The following is a 21,924-nucleotide window of genomic DNA, read 5'->3' as shown; positions in this document are numbered from 1 at the left end:
AACCCGCTCCACCAGTATCGTAGTGACACATCTGGGCTCTGCACACAATTAATGAAGGCTTGAGATTCATGGCTCGTTAACCCGTTGTTAACACCTTTGAATCCGAGGCCCTGCTTAAAAACCAATAATTTAGTGATATTTAACGGATGTTAACCATATGGTGAGATTTTCGCGCCCGATGTGCCGGAATTTAACGCGATGGCCACCCTCCCGACGCAGAACTGTAGCAAGTGCGGACGACCTGAGACGGGAGAAATGGCAAATGGCGGCCCAGCTGGCAGCATTGAAGATCGTATTCGAGGCGCCTGATAATGCAAAGGGGCCGTGCCCCTCGAAGGTCCGGCCGATCGATCTCGTCCATCTCGCAAAGCAGACGATGGGCGACAAGTCTCTGGAAATCGAAGTCCTTCAGATGTTTGCGCGCCAGGCGCGGGCGTGCCTCCAGGATATGGCGAGCGGTGAGACCGTGCGTGTCGGCGCGGCCGCGCATCGGCTGAAAGGTGCGGCGAGTTCGGTCGGCGCATTCCACGTGTCGCAGACGGCTGAAGTCGTCGAGGAGACCGGCGGCGATGCCAGCGCGATGGCGGCGCTCGGCGCTGCCGTTCTCGATGCCGAGAATTTCATTCTCAAGCTCTGCCGCGGCTGACCTCCAACTTTTCTTTCGTTGATCGAACGAGGCCCGTTGTTTCATTGCGGAACCACGGGTCTTTTTGCGACGCCCCAGATGACGCTTTGAAGACGGCGGGCGAGGGCCGGATCTGCGAGGTTAGGGCGGATTTCCGAATGTTGACTGACGCGTCGAATTGTCGGAAGAAACTCCGCCCACCCATTTGAAGACCGGAAATAGTCCTGATGCCCAAACTTACCATCGTCGCCTTCGACGGCACGCGCTTCGACCTCGACGTCGACCAAGGCTCCACCGTGATGGAGAATGCCGTGCGCAATTCGGTGCCCGGCATCGAGGCCGAATGCGGCGGCGCCTGCGCCTGCGCCACCTGTCACGTCTATGTCGACGAGGAATGGACGGAAAAGGTCGGCCAGCCGGAAGCGATGGAAGAGGATATGCTCGACTTCGCCTTCGACGTGCGCCCGACCTCGCGGCTCTCCTGTCAGATCCGGATGAAGGCCGCTTATGACGGGCTCGTCGTGCACGTGCCCGAACGCCAGGCCTGAGGCGCTCTGCGTTTCGCGCCAGCGCATCGGCCCGAAAATCGGAATCGATTTTCGGAGGCGAATATCCGACATCATCACCACAAAAAAGACGCCTCGCGCGCTGGTGCGAGCGAGGCGAGGCGGGCGCATTACCAACGGATGAGGGAGGAACATCCGCGGCTTCGGAACGCGCCAGGAGAACCCAACGAGGAAAGTCCAGATGCCGTACCTGAACTTTCGAATGTGTTCATATTAACGCGTTCCGGTTGAGTCTGCCAGAATGAAAAATGACCATTAAAACGCTGGGGAAGGGGTAAGTTTCGCACAAGTTTCGTTGCGCAGCTAAGTTTTTCCGCTCGTCACCAGCTCGAAAAGGCCTTAATTTCCGCCGGCTCGACCATTGATTCGATTTTTCAGCAATCTCAGCATGCGCTTCTGGAAGTTGACCGCCTCAACCCGGTCGAATCGCGCCTGCAGCCGATCGTGCTCCTCTATGCCGCGAGTTGATTCGTTGGAGACGAGCTCCTGCATGGCCTCGCAGTTGCGCTGCTGCGGCAATGCGCGGATGGCGCGCTCCATGGCGCGGGCCTGGTCTCTGGCGATTTCGGCATGACGCTCCTCATGGCGCTTGATGTCGCTCGACAGTGCGTCCCATATCATCGACAGCTCCTTGCTGGCGCCTCTGCGGCTGTTCCAGCGCGGCAGTATGACCTGGGTGTGAACGGTGACCTTGACATTGCCGACGCGGCATCGGCCATTATCCTGGATATAGGTGGCCTCGCCGCCGAAGCGTATCTTGGTGGCGCCGGGATGGCGTGCCGACGAACCGCTCGCCGTCGGGCCGCGCCGGCTGAGCTCCCGGTCGAGCTCATCGGCGGTTTTGCCGCGGATGTCGAAATAGGAATAACTTTTCGATGCGATCACTTCGGCTGCCGCTGGACTGCTGACGGAAAGAGCAATGGAAAAGGCGACAGGAAGGCACATATAACGCATTGCAAGCGGCATTCTGAACGCAACCCATGTTGAAATCGGCAGGAGCTTGGGGCATAGCCACCGTAAGCGCAATATCGGATGGCGGCTTTTTTCGTCATCAATAGGACAAGTCTGGTGACAGGGCTCGAAGGCAGTTTCTGGCGTGTCGGCCATGGCCGGGAAATCGAACTCGGCGGTCGTTCGGCGATCATGGCGATCATCAATGTTACGCCGGACTCCTTCTCCGACGGCGGACGTTTTGAAACCGTCGATGCCGCCGTCGAACATGCATTGCAGGCGGTCAGCGATGGTGCTGCGATCATTGACATCGGTGGCGAATCGACCCGGCCTGGTGCGTTGTCGGTCAGCCCTTCGGAAGAGCAGGCGCGGGTGTTGCCCGTCATCGAGGCGCTGCGCGGTCGCACCGAGGCGCTGATCTCGATCGATACCTATCGTGCCGAGACGGCGCGGCTTGCCGTCGGCGCCGGCGCCCATATCGTCAACGACGTCTTCGGACTGCAGAAAGATGCAGGTATTGCGGATGTGGCCGCGGCCACCGGCGCGGGGCTCTGCATCATGCATACCGGCCGTGACAGGGTTAAACTTGCCGATGTGATCGCGGACCAGGCGCATTTCCTCGAACGGTCGCTGGCGATCGCCGCCGCGGCCGGAGTCAACATCGACCAGATCGTGCTCGATCCGGGTTTCGGCTTCGCCAAGGAGATGGCTGAGGAGAACCTGGAGCTGATGGCGCGGTTTTCCGAACTGTCGCGCTTCGGCCTGCCGCTGCTTGCCGGCACGTCACGCAAGCGCTTCCTTGGCGCGGTGACGGGGCGCGAGGCGCTGGAGAGGGATGTGGCGACAGCCGCATCAAGCGCGCTGCTCAGGCTTCAGGGGGCTGCGGTTTTCCGGGTGCACAATGTCGCAATCAACAGGGATGCGCTTGCTGTCGCCGATGCTATGCTCAATGCGCGCCAGGAATTCGAGAGGAAGCGGCCGACATGACCACCTACACGATCACGCTGCAGAACTGCGCCTTCTTCGCGCGCCACGGCGTGCATGACGAGGAGGAATTCCTCGGCCAGCGCTTCTTCGTCGACGCCGAGCTCGATGTGGTTGCCGGCGAAGCGCTGGAAAGCGATTCGATCAACGACACCGTCAATTACGGCATTGCCTTCACGGTGATCGAGGAGATCGTCACTGGCAAGCGACGCTACCTCATCGAAGCCCTGGCGCTCGATATCGCCAAGGGCCTCTGTCAGACATTCCCGCAGGTGCGCCGGGCGAAGATCACGGTGCGCAAGCCGAATGCGCCAGTGCCAGGCGTGCTCGATTTCGTGCAGGTGAGTGTTGAACATTTTGCCTGAGGCTGAATCACAATCGGCCACACTCGGCCTCGGCGGCAATATCGGCGATCCGGTAAAGGCGATGGCCGCGGCGCTGCAGAGGCTGGACGGGCGCGACGACTGTCGTGTCACCGCCGTATCGCGGCTCTATCGCACGCCGCCTTGGGGCAAAACGGACCAATCGTTCTTCTTCAACGCCTGCGCAGCCGTCGAAACCCGGCTCCCTCCGGAGGCGTTGCTCGATGTCTGTCTTTCGATAGAGCGTGAGATGAAACGCGAGCGTATCGAGCGCTGGGGACCGCGCACGCTCGATATCGACGTGCTGACCTATGGCAATGTCGTCCAGCAGGCGCCGCGGCTGGAGCTGCCGCATCCCCGTATGACCGACCGCGGTTTCGTCCTGATGCCGCTTGCCGATATCGCCCCAGGCCTTCTCGTCAAGGGCAGGACAGTCAGTGAGTGGCTGCAGGAGGCCGATGTGGCCGGCATCGAGGTCGCCGATGATAGCGGCGACTGGTGGCGCAGCGCCTGAGGCTCTGAAACGCGAACGGCGGGAAACCCGCCGCTTCAGGAAAACCCGTAATCCAGTCGGTCTACTGGATGGAGCCGACGGCCATTTCGTCGACCTGACGAGTCAATGTCAGGCCGATAACCGGGATCATCTGGCTTTCGACCTTGACCGACACGGTAACGTTCATCGTCTTGTCGTCACGCACGCGGGCGATCATCGCGCCATTCAGCTTGGCGCGGTTAATGCCGACCACGACCGTATCCTCGGTGACGGCGCCGGAGACGACGTCAAGACCCTTGCCGGCGGCGCCGTCGAGGAACTTGCCCTTGTAGGTGGAGCCCGACTGCGAGATGACGGCGCTCATCGGCTGCTTGAAGACGCCGACGCGGCAGGTTCCATCGAGCTTGATGCCGGCAGTGCTGTCGCCGGTGGGTTCACCGGTCAGGTTGCAGGTGAATTTCGTGCCCTTGTACTTGCCGGCGACGATCTCGCCCGGGCCCTTCCAGGAGCCGGTGACGGATTCGAAGAAGGCCTTGTCGCGGGTTGCGGCAGTGGCTGCCGGAGCGACGTCTGCGACAGGAGACAATGCCGCGGCGGCGAGGCCGCATAAGAAGAGAAACTGGCGCGAATACATGGATTTTCCTTGGCAAACACCACTCACGAACTGGTGCCAAGTTTTGCCGAAGAATGGTTAATCCTTCCTTTCGATTGTGCCGAAATGCGAGTGATTGGATTTCTGTCGTGCCGCGCGGATTTTAGGATCCGGCGGCTACAGTGTTGAATCTGCTTAACTTCGCCAACTTCACCTACGGGAAGGTGAGAGCTGCGGAATCGCCTCGTCGCTTAAGGATTGTTGCCGCGCGGCGACATTGAAGGTGTGAGGTCGCCGATAAAATCGCCGATTCCCGGTCGCTTCACCGCACGAAAGGCAAGCGGGCGACAGAGATCCATCGCCGCGATTCCGATGCGAGCGGTCATCAGGCCGTTGATCACGCCTTCGCCGAGTCGAGCCGATAGCTTCGAGGCCAGCCCATGGCCGAGCACCTGCTGGACGAGACTGTCGCCGACAGCGATCGAGCCGGTGACGGCGAGATGGGCCAGCACGTCACGCAGGAGGCGGCACATGCCGAGCGTGCCGGGGCGGCCTCCGTAAAGCTCGGCCATGGCGCGGATGAGGCGCACGGACTCGTAGAGCACATAAAGCAGATCGACGATCGCGCGCGGGCTGACGGCGGTAACGATCGAGACGCGCTTGGAGGCGTTGACGATGAGCGCCCGCGCTTTGCGGTCGAGTGGGGCCAGGAGTTCGCGTTCGGCCAAGGCGATCAGATGCGGGGGGTCGATGACCTCGCCCTCGGTCGCCTTCAGCGTCGCGCGGCCCTTCGATGTCTCGGGGCTGGCCGCAAGAAGCGTGGTGAGGCGCGCAACGACGGCGCGCGCTTTCGCCGGCCGTGTTTCGAGGATCGCCGCCTCTGCTTCCGCCTTGATCGCTTGAACAGCGGCAAGGCGCATCATGCCCGCGGTCTCGCGGATGACGAGGGCAAGAACGGCGAGAATGCCGATCGCCAGCACGCCAAGAGCTGCATAACCCAGCCAGTCGGCGCGGGTGAAGAGATTGCGGATCAGCCGGTCGGTCCAGAGGCCGATGCCGAGCGATAGCAGGATCCCGAAGGCGCCTAGTGCGATCTTGCCGAAGGAGGTGCGCCGCTTGCGTGGCGTCGCCACCGGCACTGCGCTCGCATCCCTGTCGGGATTGATGAAGGGATCCTCCTCGTCAGGCGTCAAGACGATGTCTTCCGAGAAGCTTTCCGGTCTGCGTCGGCCTTGCTGTTGCCGACCATTGTCGCGCGGCACGGCAGCCTCATCCTCATAGGCGAAGGCGGCGGGTGGCCGTTGCGGCAAATCGGAGGGGGGCTTACTCATGCGAGACGGTCTCCGAACAGGAACTGCATGGCGCGGTCAAGGCGGATATGCGGCACCGACAGCTTGATGCCGCCGCCGGTCTCCTCGAGATGCGGCGGGCGGAATCGGACGACGTTAACGTCGGGCAGGGTATCGGCGGTCTCGCCGGAAGCGATGCGGTCGAACAGGCTTTCCGGATCCAGCGGCAGGTCTCCGGGGAAGATCGCGGTCTTTTTCTGGCCGTCGAATCGCTCGCCGGCAATGGTTTCACCCTCCATCGGCGTGCCGACGATGACAGGCAGTTCATGGCCGTCGCGTTTGACCGATGCCTCGCGCGTGGCGCGCACGGAAGCGAGCGCCATCACGTCGATTCCGGCTCCGGCCATGCCGATGCGGGCGATGGCGCGATCGACGAGGCGGCGGGTCAGCGCATCGAGCCGATCATGGCTCTCATGATGGAGATGGTCGGCCTTGGTGGCGGCGACCAGCACACGGTCGATACGGCGCCCCAGCAGCGACGAGAGCAGCGAGTTGGTGCCGGGGCGGAAGCAGGCGAGCACGTCGGTCAGCGCGCGCTCCAGATCCTGGACGGCTTCGGGGCCGCGGTTCATGGCCTGCAGCGCGTCGACCAGCACGATCTGCCGGTCGAGCCGGGCGAAATGCTCGCGGAAGAACGGTTTGACGACCACGGATTTATAGGCCTCGTAACGCCGCTCCATCATCGTCCAGAGCGAGCCGCGATGGGGACGCGCGCCCGGCGGCAGGACGAGCGGGGCGAAAGTCAGTGCCGGCGAGCCGTCGAGATCGCCGGGCAGAAGCAGACGCCCGGGCGGCAAAGTGGAGAGTGAGCGTTCGTCGGCCTTGCAGGCCTTGAGGTAATCGGCAAAGGCGGTGGCAAGCGCGCGGGCTGCCATCTCGTCGGCGCCGGCATTTATATCGGCGGCACGTGTCAGAGCCAACCATTCCCGCGACAGTTCGGAGCGCACGCCGTTTTGCGCAAGCGCAATCGTTTCCTCGCTGAACGTGCGGTAATCCTTGCCGAGCAGCGGCAGGTCGAGCAACCATTCGCCTGGATAATCGACGATATCGATTGACAGCCTGCCAGGCGAGAACAGGCGGTTCCACCCGCTGGCGCTCTGATAATCGACCGTAATGCGCAGTTCGGAAATGGCGCGCGTGGAATCCGGCCAGACGCGGTCCTTCACCAGCGCCCGGATATGATCCTCATATTGGAAACGGGGCACGGCATCATCGGGCTGAGGCTCCAGCCGCACGGCCGAAACGCGTCCCGACTGCACCGGCTCGAACAGCGGCAGCCGGCCGCCATGCAGGAGATTGTGGACAAGCGAGGAGATGAAGACCGTCTTACCGGAGCGGGAGAGGCCGGTGACGCCGAGCCGCACGGTCGGATTGACGAGGCCGCTTGCCCTGTCGGCGAGATTATCAAACGCGATGCGGGCGTCGTCGGCGAGGGATGTCAGGCGTGGCGGCAAGGCGCAATTCCGGTTGATGACTGCCGGCAATATAGGAAGACTGCACCGCCCGAAAAAGAAGCGGAGCGAAAGACTTCAGACGACGAGAAAATCGATCAGGCGCCAGCCGCTGGCGGAAGCATCGAAATCGACAACGGCAAGACCTGCCGTTGGAAAGCCGGCGGGAAGGGCGTTTACCATGGCCTCGCGGCCGATCAGCGCCTCGAGCGCCTGCTCGATCGTCGGGTTGTGGCCGACCAGCATGACGGCGGCATTATCCTGCGCATCGACGATTTCGACATAGGTATCGACCGTGGCGTTGTAGAGCGCGTCGATGTAACTCACGTCGAGTGTCAAACCCATTGCCCGATGGACGGCGTCGGCGGTGTCGCGGCAGCGAAGCGCCGTCGAACTGATCAGAAGATCGGGACGGTAGCCCTTGGCGGCGGCTTTGTCGGCGATAACCTCGGCATCGCCGTAGCCTTTTTCGTTGAGCGGGCGGTCGAAATCGCGCTGTCCGGGTTCGGCCCAGGCGGCCTCGGCGTGACGCAGGAGATAGATGCGATTGGGCGGAGGCAGGGGTACGGTCATGGGTAAATCCGGGATCGGCGGGTCTTTTCAGTAGCGGTTGCGATCATCCGCCGTCAACCGCCAGCCATGCCGCAACGGCGCAAAACGTGGGCGACCACAAGGCGTTTTGAAGACGAGACGAAAATTGCGAACGCGAATAATCATGAGAAAATAGTCCCTTAGCCAAAAATTGTAACAGATTTAAAAATCTGTTTAGCTGTCGTATTTGGCTTGAATCGCGGCTAGCGCTTGGGATATACACCCGCCCAGATGAGATGTTCTTCAGGAGAATCGCGTTGAGTGAGAAGATCGATCTTAGCAATTACGTTCCCTCGGAAGAGGAAGAATTCATGAACGTAAACCAGCGTGCCTACTTCAGGGCAAAGCTGGTCGCCTGGAAAAACGATATCCTTAGAGAAGCGCGCGAAACACTCGACCATCTGGCCGAGGAAAGCGCAAACCATCCCGATCTCGCCGACAGGGCGTCGTCGGAAACCGACAGGGCGATCGAACTTCGCGCCCGCGATCGGCAGAGAAAACTGATCTCCAAGATCGACGCGGCGCTGCAGCGCATCGAAGACGGCACCTACGGCTATTGCGAGGAAACCGGCGAACCGATCGGTCTCAAGCGTCTCGACGCCCGTCCGATCGCGACGCTGTCGATCGAGGCGCAGGAGCGCCACGAACGTCGCGAAAAGGTCTACCGCGACGAATGACCATTCCCATGCAGAGATGAGACACATTCAGCGCCGCGATCCGATCGCGGCGCTTTTTGTTGAGCCATCTCCCGATGTGTCGAAGAGGCGGTTACGGGAAAGCGTCCGTCGCCAGAGCTTTCCAGAATGGTTCCCGCTCCGCCTCCGTGGCGAGATCGATTGTGACGAGGGTGCCATTCATGATCCGCCGCCGCATGATGTCGGCCCGCTCGGGCTCTGTTCGACAGAGGCCCCGATCGTGAAGAGCCTGCAGGCGGGAGCGTGATATCTTCAACTCGCTGGCCAGCAGCCGATCCAGGCGCATGCTTGCTGGAAACGGGGCCGTAAGTTCGATTTCCAGGCTCGTCCAGCCTGTGGTCTCGTGCCGAATCTCCTTGGTGATGTCGAATTCGGCGAACTCGTCCACACGCTGTGACTTGCGCCGCAGCGCATCAAGATTGAAGGTTTCCGCCCGAATCCAGCTCGGGTCGTTGGACTGCAGCGCGTCGAGAATCATCGGATCGACGTCTCGAATATTTCGGCGTTCGAAGATCGGGCGGTTCCATGTCCTTTCGCAGATCAGGCATTTGTAGATCAGCCAGGCGTCGAGCTTGCGACCGTTTGCATTAAGCCGGATCTTGCCGCTGGATCGGAAAGCTCTGAGGCCCCCGCATCCGCCGCAGGCAATCCATGGCTGCGGCGCCGTCTTGGGAGTGATGGTCCATCGGACCCGAAGTGTCTTGCACATATCGTCTTGGTCTTCCGTTCGGAAGTCCACCAAGATGGTGCATGAGAAAACCCTTGCGGGCGCGGTATGGCGATGTCGTGGGCGGCTGAAGAGCTGAGACAGCGGAGCACATGGCACATTGTAACAATGCCAAACCGGTCTCTCGCCACCACCCGATGAACATGTTCGCATGCCGCCAGCGCGTCGCTTGCGACAATACGGGTAAAACTGGGGTGAGACCGGTATTTACTTAGGCAAAGTCTACCTCGAATGCGCCAATGCTCTTCAGCCTGATCGATAGCAAATGATCAGCGTGATAGGGAGTCCCCGAGGCATCGGTGACGTGAAAGCCGCAGCATTGCGGCTTTTATGCAACTTCATGACGAAGGCTGAGCGACAGCAACCGGATGTAAGCGTTTGTCTTACTTGTCGCGATTGACGCTCATTTCGCCGAAGATGCGGGCAACTTCTTTCTGCAGTTCGGTATCGGCACCGGTGATGGGGGCAAGTTCGGGATCACGGCGCGGCTGGTTGGCCGGCTGCGGCGCGGCCTGACGAGGGCCCTGATTTGCCGGGGCCGGCACGATGCGCTCGGCCGTCAAATTGTTTGACATTTCCTCTTCCAGCACCCGTTGGAAATCACGGCGGATCGCCGCTGCCGATTGCACAGCCGCATCGTCCTCGGCCGTAGCGGCAGCGGCGCGCGGCGCCGGCATATCCGGGGCGGAGACCTCGGGCTCGATGCGCTGCTGAGGCAGCACGCGCTGGCGGGCGGCATCCAGGATTTCGGCGGCGCTTGCGGTATCGCGGAACGATGCCGGCTGCGCGCCGGCGGCAGCAGAGGGGCGCTCCGGGGTGCGCGCTTGGGGCGGGACAGCGCGTAGGGATTGGTCGTGTTCGGTCGATAGAGGTGCCGTCGCCGGTTCTGGCGGAAGAGGGCCGGTGGCCACCGGCGGCGGCATGGTGGGCGCGGCCGATGGTTCGGGGCGCGGCCGCGGCTCCGATGCGGTGGGCGCAGCGAAGGGGGGGCCGGCGGCCGGCTCGGCGCGGGGTGTGACCGGCGCACGGGCGGCGGAAACAGGCGGTGTTTCCGGCCGCGGGACTGAAATCGGCCGCTCGGCGGCAGGCTCCGGGCGTGAGAGGCTTTCCGGCTGCTCGGTCGTCTGCGGCAGGATCCGGCTTTCAATGACGATATCGGTCGGGCCACCGATCATGATAAGATGCTCGACATCATCTCGGCGCACCAGCACCAGCCGGCGGCGGGCGTCGACGGCTGCCGCGTCCAGCACCTGCAGGCGGGGCTGACGGTTGCGACCGCCGCGTACAAAGGGCGACGGGGCGCGGCCTCGCATCAGCCAGAGTGCCAGAATGAGCAGGAGGAGCGCCAGGCCAACGCCACCGGCCGCAAGCAGGAAACGGCTGCCATAGGCTGCGACAAGATCATCGAACATAGTCACTCACTCCATTTCACATTCGGCACATATTGACGACTTTTCCGTCCCTTAGGCAAGGGCAGCCGGCCCTGTCCAGCCATGCACGAATGCGATTTCGTGTTATGCCGAATTGCAGCTGCCGGCGTCGCGCGCAGGCAGCTGCCGCAGGCATCAGCCGCAGATGGCGCTCTTGCCTGTGAATTCAAGCGGTCTTGCCGGCGACCGGTGTTTTTGCCGGCTTGGCAAATTGCTAAGAAGGAAAGAGCGCCTGATTCCCGCTTCTTATTCGTGCTACGAGGTGGGGGGGCATATGCGAGGAATATATGACGAAACCGCGTCAGGTCGACGACTATAACGCACCGCTTGTGGATCGTGGGGGGCGTTCTGGCACGGTTTTGCGCATTCTTCTCCTGGCGCTCGTGCTGATCGCGGCCGCCGGGGCTTTTGTCGTCTTCAAGCGATCGCTCGACAACGAGATGGTGCTCGGCGGTCTAGGCGTTCTCGCCATGGTCGGCATCTTCTTCCTGGTATCTTCCGTCATCGGCTTCATCGAAGTGATGCCGCAGCGCCAGTCCGACAGCCTGGCGCGCGCCTTCCTCAACAGCCACCCGGATGGCACGCTGATCACCGACGAAAAGGGCCGTATCATCTATGCCAACGCCGCCTATGGCGCGCTCACCGGCGCGCGCAAGGCAACAGAAGTGCAGACGCTGGAAACGCTGCTGTCGCGGCATCGCGAATCCAACGAGGCGCTCTACCGGCTGGTCAACGGTCTGCGCGAGGGCAAGGAGGGCCGGGAGGAATTCCGCCTGCTGCGCGCCGTCGGGCCCGGCAGCAACAGCTCGGGCGCGCATTGGTACCGGCTGAAGGTGCGGCTGCTGCAGCCGGAGGATGATGGCGGCAAGCCGCTTCAGATCTGGCAGATCACCGACATTACCGCCGAACGCGACGATCAGGAGCGCTTCTTCAAGGAGCTGCAGAATGCGATCGACTATCTCGATCACGCTCCGGCCGGTTTCTTCTCCGCCGGCAGGAAGGGCGAAATCTTCTACCTGAACGCGACACTTGCCGAGTGGCTGGGCCTCGACCTGACCAAGTTCCTGCCCGGCTCGATGTCGATCGGCGATCTGGTGGCGGGCGAGGGGCTGGCGCTGATCCAGTCGGTGCAGGCCGAGCCCGGCCTGAAAAAAACCGTGACGCTGGATCTCGATCTGCGCAAGACCAACGGCCAGAGCCTGCCGGTGCAGATCATCCACAGCGTCACCTCGATGCGCGACGGCGCTCCAGGCGAAAGCCGGACGATCGTGCTGGCGCGCGGAAAGAGCAGCGAGAGCGGCCAGTCCGCTTCGGCCGCCGCCATGCGCTTCACCCGCTTCTTCAACAATACGCCGATGGCGATCGCCTCGGTCGACGGCGATGGACGCATCCTGCGCACCAACGCTCCGTTCCTGAAGCTGTTCTCCGGCATCGTCTCGCGCGACGACCTGGAAAAGGCGCCGTATCTCGAAACCATCGTGCAGGAGAGCGACCGGCCGCAACTGGCCGCGGCGCTGACGGCCGCCAAGGACCGGCAGGGTGACATCCCGCCGCTCGACACCCGCACGCCGACCGACGAGGCGCGCTATTTCCGCTTCTATGTCAACGCCGTCATCGACCAGAGCGACGAGGCGCCGGAAGAAGCGGCGATCGTCTATGCCGTCGAGGTGACCGAGCAGAAGGCGCTGGAAGCGCAAATGGCGCAGACGCAAAAGATGAACGCTGTCGGAACGCTCGCCGGTGGTATTGCACATGACTTCAACAACGTCCTGACGGCGATCCTGCTTTCTTCCGATCACCTGCTGCTGCAGGCGCGTCCTTCCGATGCAAGCTTCGCCGATCTGATGGAAATCAAGCGCAACGCCAACCGCGCCGCGGTGCTGGTGCGCCAGTTGCTCGCCTTCTCACGTAAGCAGACGATGCGGCCCTCGGTGCTGAACCTCACCGATGTCGTCGGCGACCTGCGCATGCTGGTCGACCGGCTGCTCTCCGGCACCAATGTCAAGCTCGATGTGCAATATGGCCGCGATCTCTGGCCCGTCAAAACGGACCTTTCGCAATTCGAGCAGGTGCTAATCAATCTCTGCGTCAATGCGCGCGACGCAATGCCCGACGGCGGCACGCTGACGCTGCGCACCCGTAATCTGACTGCAGCCGACGTCGCGGCCTTCAACTATTCCTACATGCCGGCCGAGGACATGGTGCTGGTCGAAGTCGCCGATACCGGTACAGGCATCGCGCCCGAGATCATGGACAAGATTTTCGAGCCCTTCTTCACCACCAAGGATGTCGGCAAGGGCACCGGGCTTGGTCTCGCCATGGTCTACGGCATCGTCAAGCAGTCCGGCGGCTACATCCAGCCAGAATCCGAAGTCGGCAAAGGCACGACCTTCCGGGTCTTCCTGCCGCGCCACATCCCGGAGCCGGCGATTGCCGCGGAGGCGGGTTCAATCGACAGTGCCATCAATGAAGTCCCAGCCGCGCCCGCGGTGACCGCGCAGCAGCCGGAGGACCTGACCGGCTCGGCCGTCGTCCTTCTCGTCGAAGACGAGGAAGCGGTGCGCCGCGGCGGCAAGCGCATGCTGGAAACGCGCGGCTACACCGTGCATGAGGCGGGCTCGGGCGTCGAGGCGCTGAGCATCATGGAGGAGCTCGAGGGCAAGGTCGACATTGTCGTTTCCGACGTGGTCATGCCCGAAATGGACGGCCCGACGCTGCTGCGCGAGTTGCGAAAGAATTATCCCGACCTGAAATTCATCTTCGTCTCCGGCTATGCCGAGGACGCCTTTGCCCGCAATCTGCCCCCGGATGCGAAATTCGGATTTTTGCCCAAGCCGTTCTCGCTGAAGCAGCTTGCCGTGGTGGTGAAGGAAACGTTGGATAGCTAATTACGGCTTGATGGTTTCCGGAGAGAGCACACTGTGTGGCACCCGCTCTGTCCTGCCGGACATCTCCCCCACAAGGGGGAGATCGATGAGCGGCTTAGCCGTCCCACACAGCCACCGCTTTGCCGAGCTACAACGCCTATTGTTTTGGTAAACCTTGGGTCCAGCCAATCTCCCCACCTGTGGGGGAGATGCCCGGCAGAGCAGAGGGGCGGCTCAACGGCACTATCTATCTGTATGGCGGGACCGGCCCGGCCGTCAAAAATTACTCACCCAAAGCCACGGCAATCTCCGCCGCAAGCCTTGCATTGTTCTCCACCAGAGCGATGTTCGTCTTCAGGCTCTGACCATCCGTCAGGTCGAAGATGGTCGAGAGCAGATAAGGCGTCACCGCCTTGCCGGTCACTTCGTCGCGCTCGGCGCTATCAAGTGCCCGCTCGATATAGATTTCCATCTCTTCACGCGCGATTTCGTCGGCTTCCGGCACCGGATTGGCGACGAGCATGCCGCCGTCGATGCCGAGCTGTTCGCGCACCGTCTGGAAATTGGCGATGGCCGCCGGGCTGTTCAGCGAGAGCGGGCTGCCGATACCTGATGAACGCGACCAGAAGGCTGGGAATTCTTCGCTCTCATAGGTGACCACGGGCACGCCGCGCGTCTCCAGCACTTCAAGCGTCTTTGGAATGTCGAGGATTGCCTTGGCGCCGGCGCAGACGACGATAACGCCGGTGCGCGCGAGCTCTTCGAGATCGGCTGATATATCGAAGCTTTCCTCGGCGCCGCGGTGCACGCCGCCGATGCCGCCTGTGGCGAAGACACGAATGCCGGCGCGGGCCGCCGCGATCATCGTCGCCGCGACCGTGGTGGCGCCGGTGCGGCGCTCGGCGATCGCGAAGGCGAGATCGGCCCGCGACACCTTCATCACCTCAGTTGCCTTGGCAAGCTGCTCCAGTTGCGCAGCTTCAAGGCCGATATGCAGCGTGCCGTGGATGACCGCGATCGTTGCCGGCACGGCGCCCTGTTCGCGAATGATCGTCTCGACGCTGCGCGCCATTTCGATATTGCCGGGATAGGGCATGCCATGCGTGATGATGGTCGATTCCAGCGCCACCAGCGGTGCGCCGCGCTGCTTGGCGCTGGCGACCTCCTTCGAATAGGCGATCGGCAGAAGAGGGGAGATGGGCTTGGTCATGATCTTGTCCTGTGATCGGCGGAGCATGAAACCGAAAAGTGTGGGCGGTTTTCGAACGGCATCATGCTCAACTCTTTAATTCAGTCGCTTCAATGTAGAATTCTGACCTCGGGAACAAGGGCAAGTGCCTCGTTCAAGAGATCCGGCGTCAGATTTTCGTTGACGGCGTGCCGTGACTGCACCGTGAGCGCTGCCGCCGCCGCGCCGTGGCGAATGGCCTCCTCAAGCGGCAGGCCAAATATCAAGGCGGCGAGCGTGCCGGCGGCAAGGGAATCGCCGGCGCCCGTGACATCGGCGACGGTGTCGGCGATTGGCGGCTGCAGCGCCACGGCGCGGTCTTTGCAAATCGCAACAAGCTCGCGCCGGCCGCGGGTGACCACGGCGTTTCTGATGCCGATCTCGTTCAGGAGCGGCGGCCAACCGCCCGAATCCTCCGGCTGCACGCCGGTAACGGCAGCGGCTTCGGCCTCGTTCAGGAACAGATAGTCGATATCCGCGATGCAGGGTTTCAGCCGGACCACCTTGGCCGGCGAGATTGCGATGGCCGCGACGGGTTTGGCCAGGGAGTTCGCCTTGGCGACGATCGCCGCGATCGTCTCTTCCGGCAGATTGGCGTCGACGAGAATGAAATCATGCGCGGCGAAGGCCTCGCGCACCCAGCGGATGGACAGGCGCCGCGGCACGAAGAAGCGGTAGAGATCCATGTCGGCAAGGGCGATCACGAGGTCGCCGTTCTTCTCGATGATCGCTGTGTAGCTCGGCGTCTTGCGGTCGAGGAAGACGAAGGGCCGGTCGTCGATGCCGGCGAAATCGGCGGCTTCGCCGACCATTTCGCCGAAGGGATCGCCGCCGCGCGGCGAGATCATCGTCACGTGAAAGCCCAGTCTTGCAAGGTTGCGCGCCGCATTGAAACCGCCGCCGCCCGGCTCCTCGATCCAGGTGCCGGGGTTGCTGGCCCCTGGCGCCGTTTCGCCGGAGATGCGGCCACGCCTGTCGATATGGGCGCCGCCGAGAACGAGAATCTTTTTCATCAACTCACCCGCTTCTCATAACCCGGGAAAGGCGAATCGAAGCGGTCCGCCTGGCTGCGACAAAGCCGGCTCATAAGGCCTAAGCCGTTGCTTTGCATTGATAAAACAAATGTAGAACACGGGCCGTTTTACCTTTTTCTTTCAAATGTTTGTACGCCTATTGCGGGAATGGAACAAATAGGGTACAAACTCGACATTGCTTGAGCGGCTTCAATAACCTAAAGGTGGATCGGATGTCTCAGAATTCATTGCGGCTGGTAGAGGACAAATCGGTGGACAAAAGCAAGGCGCTTGAAGCGGCACTCTCACAGATTGAGCGGTCGTTCGGCAAGGGCTCGATTATGAAACTCGGTTCCAACGAGAACGTTGTCGAGATCGAGACGGTTTCGACGGGCTCGCTTGGTCTTGATATCGCGCTCGGCATCGGCGGTCTGCCGAAGGGCCGTATCATTGAAATCTATGGGCCGGAAAGCTCGGGCAAAACAACGCTTGCGCTGCAAACCATTGCGGAATCGCAGAAGAAGGGCGGCATCTGCGCTTTCGTCGATGCTGAACACGCGCTCGACCCGGTCTATGCCCGCAAGCTTGGCGTCGATCTGCAGAACCTTCTGATCTCGCAGCCAGACACCGGCGAGCAGGCGCTCGAAATCACCGACACGCTGGTGCGCTCCGGCGCCGTCGACGTTCTCGTCGTCGACTCGGTCGCCGCGCTGACGCCGCGCGCCGAAATCGAAGGCGAGATGGGCGACAGCCTGCCGGGCATGCAAGCCCGCCTGATGAGCCAGGCGCTGCGCAAGCTGACCGCTTCGATCTCCAAGTCGAATTGCATGGTGATCTTCATCAACCAGATCCGCATGAAGATCGGCGTCATGTTCGGTTCGCCGGAGACAACGACGGGCGGCAATGCGCTGAAATTCTATGCGTCCGTGCGCCTCGACATTCGCCGCATCGGCTCGGTCAAGGAGCGCGAAGAGGTGGTCGGCAACCAGACCCGCGTCAAGGTCGTCAAGAACAAGATGGCGCCTCCCTTCAAGCAGGTCGAGTTCGACATCATGTATGGCGAAGGCGTGTCGAAGACAGGCGAACTCGTCGATCTCGGCGTCAAGGCCGGTATCGTCGAGAAGTCGGGCGCCTGGTTCTCCTATAACAGCCAGCGTCTCGGCCAGGGCCGCGAAAACGCCAAAACCTTCCTGCGCGACAATCCGGATCTCGCTCGGGAGATCGAGCTGGCGCTGCGCCAGAATGCCGGCCTGATCGCCGATCGTTTCCTGCAGAATGGCGGTCCGGATGCCGATGACGGCGATGCCGCCGCGGAAATGTAATTTTCGCGCTTGAACTTGATCTGATATCTCAGCCGGCTGCATTCCCTTATCAGAATGCGGCCGGTTTTGTTTGTCGGCTGGACAGTGGCGGAGGCGAACGTTAAAAGCCGATGGATTTGTATTTACCGGCCTCGGGCAGCATTGAAGGGCATAGAATGAGCGGCGTGAACGATATCCGGTCGACCTTCCTCGACTATTTCAAGAAGAACGGCCACGAGATCGTTCCGTCCAGTCCGCTCGTGCCGCGCAACGACCCGACGCTGATGTTCACCAATGCCGGCATGGTGCAATTCAAGAACGTCTTTACCGGCCTGGAAAAACGTCCTTATGCGACGGCGACAACCTCGCAGAAGTGCGTGCGCGCCGGCGGCAAGCATAATGACCTCGACAATGTCGGCTATACCGCGCGTCACCTGACCTTCTTCGAAATGCTCGGCAATTTCTCCTTCGGCGACTATTTCAAGGAGAATGCGATCGAGCTTGCCTGGAAGCTGGTGACCGAAGGGTTCGGCCTGCCGAAGCATCGTCTGCTGGTGACCGTCTATTCCGAAGACGAGGAAGCTGCGGCTTTGTGGAAGAAGATCGCCGGTTTCTCCGACGACAAGATCATCCGCATCCCGACCTCCGACAACTTCTGGCAGATGGGCGATACCGGCCCCTGCGGCCCGTGCTCGGAAATCTTCATTGACCAGGGCGAGAATGTCTGGGGCGGCCCTCCCGGTTCGCCCGAGGAAGACGGTGACCGGTTCCTGGAATTCTGGAACCTGGTTTTCATGCAGTTCGAGCAGACCGAGCCGGGGGTTCGCAATCCGCTGCCGCGTCCGTCGATCGACACCGGCATGGGTCTGGAGCGCATGGCCTGCATCCTCCAGGGCGTTCAGAGCGTCTTCGATACCGATCTTTTCCGCATGCTGACCGGCACCATCGAGGACACGATAGGAGTCAAGGCGGAAGGCAGCGCCAGCCACCGCGTCATCGCCGACCATCTGCGCTCCTCGGCCTTCCTGATCGCCGACGGCGTGCTGCCGTCGAATGAGGGCCGAGGCTATGTGCTGCGCCGTATCATGCGTCGCGCCATGCGGCACGCCCAGCTTCTCGGCGCCAAGGAGCCGCTGATGTACAAGCTGCTGCCGACGCTGGTGCAGGAGATGGGCCGCGCTTATCCGGAACTCGTGCGCGCCGAGGCGCTGATCTCAGAGACGCTGAAGCTTGAAGAAGGCCGCTTCCGCAAGACGCTGGAGCGTGGCCTGTCGCTGCTGTCGGATGCGACCACAGATCTCGGCAAGGGCGACATGCTGGATGGCGAGACCGCCTTCAAGCTTTACGACACCTACGGCTTCCCGCTCGACCTGACGCAAGACGCCCTGCGCGCTCGCGAGATCGGCGTCGACATCGCGGGCTTCACCGATGCCATGGAGCGCCAGAAGGCCGAAGCCCGCTCGCATTGGGCCGGCTCCGGCGAGAAGGCAACCGAAACCGTCTGGTTCGAGCTTAAGGAAAAGCATGGCGCAACCGAGTTCCTCGGTTACGACACAGAGAGCGCTGAAGGCGTGGTGCAGGCGATCGTCAAAGACAGCGCCGTTGCCGACGAAGCCAAGGCCGGCGACAAGGTGCAGATCGTCGTCAACCAGACGCCGTTCTATGGAGAATCCGGCGGTCAGATGGGCGATACCGGCGTCATCTCCTCGGACCACGGCAAGATCGAGATATCGGACACGCAGAAGAAGGGCGAGGGCCTCTTCGTGCATACCGGCACCGTCGTCCAAGGTGCCTTCAAGACAGGCGATGCTGTCGTTCTGACTGTCGACCATGCACGCCGTTCGCGTCTGCGCGCCAACCATTCGGCAACCCACCTGCTGCACGAGGCGCTGCGCGAAGTGCTCGGAACCCACGTTGCCCAGAAGGGCTCGCTGGTTGCGCCCGAGCGCCTGCGTTTCGACGTTTCGCATCCCAAGCCGATGTCGGCCGAGGAGTTGAAGGTGGTCGAGGACATGGCAAACGAGATCGTGCTGCAGAATGCGCCCGTCACGACCCGCCTGATGAGCGTCGACGACGCGATCGCCGAAGGCGCGATGGCGCTCTTCGGCGAGAAATACGGCGATGAGGTGCGCGTCGTTTCGATGGGCACGGGTCTGCACGGTGCAAAAAGCAACAGGCCTTACTCGGTCGAACTTTGTGGTGGCACGCATGTGTCGGCGACCGGTCAGATCGGCCTCGTGCGCATCCTCGGCGAAAGCGCCGTCGGCGCCGGTGTTCGCCGTATCGAAGCGGTGACCGGTGAATCGGCGCGCGAATATCTCGCCGAGCAGGATGATCGCGTGAAGACGCTCGCTGCCTCGCTGAAGGTGCAGCCTTCGGAAGTTCTGTCGCGCGTCGAAGCGCTGATGGACGAGCGCCGCAAGCTCGAAAAGGAACTGGCCGACGCCAAGCGCAAGCTCGCCATGGGCGGCGGGCAGGGCGGCTCTGCCGATGCGGTGCGCGAGGTCGCTGGAGTGAAATTCCTCGGTAAGGCCGTGGCCGGCGTCGATCCGAAGGACCTGAAGGGTCTTGCCGATGACGGCAAGGCCAGCATCGGTTCCGGCATCGTGACGCTGATCGGTGTATCCGAAGATGGCAAGGCGAGCGCCGTCGTTGCGGTGACGCCGGATCTCGTTGAGCGTTTCAGTGCTGTCGATCTGGTGCGTGTCGCCTCGGCCGCCCTCGGCGGCAAAGGCGGCGGCGGACGTCCCGACATGGCGCAGGCCGGCGGTCCGAACGGCGCCAAGGCTGATGAGGCGCTCGAGGCTGTTGCAGCGGCACTTGCAGGCTGATCGTCGAGCGTGAGAACTGTTTGAAAGAGCAGCCGGCTGCGAGATCTTGGATTTCGCAGCCGGTTTTGTTTTCGCTGCGCGGCGGCGGCGGTCAGTTTCTCGTCTGCAGTGCGAAACGGCACGCGAGCCCGGTAAAGACTGTTGCGAGCATATATTGCGGCAGTTTCGGGAAACGGCGCATCGAGCCAAGCCGTGAACGGATCTACATGCAGATCGGCAAAGCCTTCGAGACGTTGTTCGGCACACTTTACGCCCGCGGCCTTGGCAGACCCGCTATGCGGATGATCGGCGTCTATGTCGATGACCCGGACATCGTGCCGGCTGAGAAGCTGCGCTCGATCGCCTGCGTCACGAGTGGTTCGGACGTTCCAGCCGAGGCGCCGTTCGAGCGGCGCAGTTTCGACGGTGGCGACTATGCCGTGCTACGCCACAAAGGTCCCTATGCCGACATGTATAAGGCCTATCAGTGGCTCTACGCGGAGTGGCTGCCAAAGTCAGGACGGCAGCTGAAGGACAGCATCATGTTCGAGGAGTATCTGAACAACCCGCGCGAGGTGCCGCCGACCGAACTGATGACGGATATTCACATGCCGCTCGCCTGACGGCGGACATCCCCGACGCGGCGGCTTGGCCGTCGCGCCGGATTGAACGTCAGGCGGCCTGCATCGTCTTGCCGGCCTCGTCGTCCAGGTCATTGGCGCGTTTGTAGGCTTCCCGCTCGCTGATGCGGCCGAAATAATCGATGAAGGCCTGGCGCTTTTCAATGCTGCCGAAACCGAGGCCCCAGCCGATATGGGCGCCGACATAGACGTCGGCGGCGGTGAAGCGTTCGCCGGTGACATAGGTCGAGCCGGAGACGGCCATTTCGAGCGTGTTCATGACGTCGCCGAAACCGCCGCAGCCGGCCATGCGCAGGCGTTCGGCGGGAATTTCGAAGCCGAGCGCTTTCATCGTTACCGCCGATTCAAGAGGGCCGGCGGCAAAGAACAACCAGCGGTAATAGGCGGCGCGCTCCTCCGGCCTCGGCGCCAGACCCTTTTCCGGAAAGGTTTCGGCAAGATAGGCGCAGATCGCTGCGCATTCGGTGACGATGGTGTTGCCGTGACGGATCGCCGGCACCTTGCCCATCGGATTGACCTTGAGATATTCCGGCGCCTTCATGGTTTCACCGAAGGTCAGGAGTTCGGTGCGATAGGGCTGCCCGATCTCCTCCAGCATCCAGCGCGCGATGCGTCCGCGCGACATCGGGTTGGTATAGAATACCAGTTCTTCGGTCATGACATCCTCATCGTGTAGCGATTATTTCAGGCGTTTCCCGCTCGGCAGAATCAATAGAGCGGCAAGATCCTTGTGCAACCCCCGGCGTTCAAAGCGCCTTGCGGTACTGGATGAACCCCGAGCGTTCGGCGATCCTGTCGTAGAGGCGCCGGGCGGTGACATTGCCTTCATGGGTCATCCAGTAGAGCCGGCCGGCACCGTTTTGCCGTGCCAGCCCGGCGACAGCCTCGATCAGCGCGGCTCCGCTGCCGAGCCCGCGTTGGCTGTCCTCGACATAAAGGTCCTGCAGATAGCAGGTCCATTGCGGCAGCCAGCAGGAGCGATGGAAGATCGCGTGGGCGATGCCGACGAGGCGGCCGTCTTCGTCGAAGGCGCCGAGCGCGTGCATCGGTTCGTCGGGATCGTGGAAGCGGCCCCAGGTGAGGTCCGTGGTTTCAGGCGGGATGACTACTTCGTAGAAACGCTGGTAAGCCGCCCATAAGGGCTCCCAGGCGGCGCGGTCAGAGGGTTGGAGCGGGCGCACGGTCGCCGTCATTTTCAATTCTCCCAAAACGAAAAACGGCGGGGAAATCCCCGCCGTCAATGCTATT

Annotated in this window: 20 protein-coding genes and 2 pseudogenes; 10 read left to right on the top strand and 12 right to left on the bottom strand. The window is 62.1% G+C overall.

The window, feature by feature from the left end; all coding sequences use genetic code 11:
• Positions 1 to 262: 262 nt before the first annotated feature.
• Both NL154_RS10770 and NL154_RS10765 read left to right on the top strand, forming a co-directional pair.
• A complete protein-coding gene (locus NL154_RS10770) occupies positions 263 to 646 on the top strand; it encodes an Hpt domain-containing protein (protein ID WP_210631115.1) in 384 nt (127 codons plus the stop codon).
• A 206-nt stretch (positions 647 to 852) separates the two neighbouring features.
• Positions 853 to 1,173, top strand: coding sequence for a 2Fe-2S iron-sulfur cluster-binding protein (locus tag NL154_RS10765; protein WP_011425597.1), 321 nt, complete (start codon positions 853 to 855; stop codon positions 1,171 to 1,173).
• A 357-nt stretch (positions 1,174 to 1,530) separates the two neighbouring features.
• Here the strand turns inward: NL154_RS10765 and NL154_RS10760 are convergent, their stop codons facing one another.
• Complete coding sequence (locus tag NL154_RS10760; protein ID WP_210631116.1) at positions 1,531 to 2,157, bottom strand: DUF922 domain-containing Zn-dependent protease; 627 nt, start codon at positions 2,155 to 2,157, stop codon at positions 1,531 to 1,533.
• A gap of 102 nt (positions 2,158 to 2,259) precedes the next feature.
• On the opposite strand from NL154_RS10760, the gene folP reads away from it, so the two are divergent.
• The 3 genes from folP to folK are packed head-to-tail and all read left to right on the top strand — an operon-like array spanning position 2,260 to position 4,002.
• Entirely contained in the window at positions 2,260 to 3,129 is an 870-nt protein-coding gene (folP, locus tag NL154_RS10755; protein ID WP_210631117.1) for a dihydropteroate synthase, read from the top strand.
• Positions 3,126 to 3,491, top strand: coding sequence for a dihydroneopterin aldolase (gene folB / locus NL154_RS10750; RefSeq protein WP_008525873.1), 366 nt, complete (start codon positions 3,126 to 3,128; stop codon positions 3,489 to 3,491). Before folP ends, folB begins: the two co-directional genes overlap by 4 nt.
• The gene (folK, locus tag NL154_RS10745) at positions 3,484 to 4,002 is read left to right on the top strand and encodes a 2-amino-4-hydroxy-6-hydroxymethyldihydropteridine diphosphokinase (protein WP_210631618.1); all 519 of its coding nucleotides are present in this window, start codon (positions 3,484 to 3,486) and stop codon (positions 4,000 to 4,002) included. Before folB ends, folK begins: the two co-directional genes overlap by 8 nt.
• A 61-nt stretch (positions 4,003 to 4,063) precedes the next feature.
• On the opposite strand, the gene NL154_RS10740 is transcribed toward folK, so the two are convergent.
• From NL154_RS10740 to NL154_RS10725, 4 genes are all read right to left on the bottom strand, one after another.
• Positions 4,064 to 4,615: a hypothetical protein gene (locus tag NL154_RS10740; RefSeq protein ID WP_011425593.1), complete on the bottom strand. Its 552-nt coding sequence runs from the start codon at positions 4,613 to 4,615 to the stop codon at positions 4,064 to 4,066.
• Positions 4,616 to 4,824: 209 nt separating this feature from the next.
• Positions 4,825 to 5,904 carry a YcjF family protein gene (locus NL154_RS10735; RefSeq protein ID WP_210631118.1) on the bottom strand — a complete coding sequence of 360 codons (1,080 nt, stop codon included), beginning with the start codon at positions 5,902 to 5,904 and terminating at the stop codon, positions 4,825 to 4,827.
• Entirely contained in the window at positions 5,901 to 7,376 is a 1,476-nt protein-coding gene (locus tag NL154_RS10730; protein WP_210631119.1) for a YcjX family protein, read from the bottom strand. Before NL154_RS10730 ends, NL154_RS10735 begins: the two co-directional genes overlap by 4 nt.
• A gap of 75 nt (positions 7,377 to 7,451) precedes the next feature.
• Positions 7,452 to 7,946 carry a SixA phosphatase family protein gene (locus NL154_RS10725; RefSeq protein ID WP_210631120.1) on the bottom strand — a complete coding sequence of 165 codons (495 nt, stop codon included), beginning with the start codon at positions 7,944 to 7,946 and terminating at the stop codon, positions 7,452 to 7,454.
• Positions 7,947 to 8,221: 275 nt separating this feature from the next.
• On the opposite strand from NL154_RS10725, the gene dksA reads away from it, so the two are divergent.
• Positions 8,222 to 8,641 carry an RNA polymerase-binding protein DksA gene (gene dksA, locus NL154_RS10720; RefSeq protein WP_008525884.1) on the top strand — a complete coding sequence of 140 codons (420 nt, stop codon included), beginning with the start codon at positions 8,222 to 8,224 and terminating at the stop codon, positions 8,639 to 8,641.
• A 91-nt stretch (positions 8,642 to 8,732) separates the two neighbouring features.
• On the opposite strand, the gene NL154_RS10715 is transcribed toward dksA, so the two are convergent.
• Entirely contained in the window at positions 8,733 to 9,368 is a 636-nt protein-coding gene (locus NL154_RS10715) for a DUF1062 domain-containing protein (RefSeq protein WP_221147622.1), read from the bottom strand.
• Positions 9,369 to 9,769: 401 nt separating this feature from the next.
• Positions 9,770 to 10,798 carry a flagellar biosynthetic protein FliO gene (locus tag NL154_RS10710; protein WP_434734025.1) on the bottom strand — a complete coding sequence of 343 codons (1,029 nt, stop codon included), beginning with the start codon at positions 10,796 to 10,798 and terminating at the stop codon, positions 9,770 to 9,772.
• Between the two features lie 305 nt (positions 10,799 to 11,103).
• Here NL154_RS10710 and cckA point away from each other — a divergent pair, with 305 nt between their 5' ends.
• Complete coding sequence (cckA, locus tag NL154_RS10705) at positions 11,104 to 13,704, top strand: cell cycle histidine kinase CckA (RefSeq protein ID WP_210631123.1); 2,601 nt, start codon at positions 11,104 to 11,106, stop codon at positions 13,702 to 13,704.
• Positions 13,705 to 13,966: 262 nt separating this feature from the next.
• Here cckA and NL154_RS10700 read toward each other — a convergent pair whose 3' ends face one another.
• Complete coding sequence (locus NL154_RS10700) at positions 13,967 to 14,893, bottom strand: pseudouridine-5'-phosphate glycosidase (protein WP_434734024.1); 927 nt, start codon at positions 14,891 to 14,893, stop codon at positions 13,967 to 13,969.
• Positions 14,894 to 14,982: 89 nt separating this feature from the next.
• On the bottom strand, positions 14,983 to 15,927 hold the full coding sequence (locus NL154_RS10695; protein ID WP_221147624.1) for a carbohydrate kinase family protein: 945 nt from the start codon (positions 15,925 to 15,927) through the stop codon (positions 14,983 to 14,985).
• A 230-nt stretch (positions 15,928 to 16,157) separates the two neighbouring features.
• Between NL154_RS10695 and recA the strand changes: the two genes are divergently transcribed.
• A complete protein-coding gene (recA, locus tag NL154_RS10690) occupies positions 16,158 to 17,246 on the top strand; it encodes a recombinase RecA (RefSeq protein ID WP_011425583.1) in 1,089 nt (362 codons plus the stop codon).
• 155 nt (positions 17,247 to 17,401) lie between these two features.
• Complete coding sequence (gene alaS / locus NL154_RS10685) at positions 17,402 to 20,056, top strand: alanine--tRNA ligase (RefSeq protein ID WP_221123381.1); 2,655 nt, start codon at positions 17,402 to 17,404, stop codon at positions 20,054 to 20,056.
• A 91-nt stretch (positions 20,057 to 20,147) separates the two neighbouring features.
• Here the strand turns inward: alaS and NL154_RS10680 are convergent.
• A pseudogene (locus tag NL154_RS10680) lies at positions 20,148 to 20,258 on the bottom strand (LysE family translocator); the annotation flags it as partial.
• A 1-nt stretch (position 20,259) separates the two neighbouring features.
• On the opposite strand from NL154_RS10680, the pseudogene NL154_RS10675 reads away from it, so the two are divergent.
• A pseudogene (locus NL154_RS10675) lies at positions 20,260 to 20,658 on the top strand (AraC family transcriptional regulator); the annotation flags it as partial.
• A 49-nt stretch (positions 20,659 to 20,707) separates the two neighbouring features.
• Here NL154_RS10675 and NL154_RS10670 read toward each other — a convergent pair.
• Positions 20,708 to 21,334 carry a glutathione S-transferase family protein gene (locus NL154_RS10670; RefSeq protein WP_210631126.1) on the bottom strand — a complete coding sequence of 209 codons (627 nt, stop codon included), beginning with the start codon at positions 21,332 to 21,334 and terminating at the stop codon, positions 20,708 to 20,710.
• 88 nt (positions 21,335 to 21,422) lie between these two features.
• Positions 21,423 to 21,869, bottom strand: coding sequence for a GNAT family N-acetyltransferase (locus NL154_RS10665; RefSeq protein ID WP_210631127.1), 447 nt, complete (start codon positions 21,867 to 21,869; stop codon positions 21,423 to 21,425).
• Positions 21,870 to 21,924: the final 55 nt, after the last annotated feature.

Origin of the sequence: Rhizobium sp. YTUHZ044 (genome assembly GCF_051123975.1) — a bacterium.
Lineage (GTDB): Bacteria > Pseudomonadota > Alphaproteobacteria > Rhizobiales > Rhizobiaceae > Rhizobium.
This window is presented reverse-complemented; position numbering and strand designations above follow the sequence as displayed.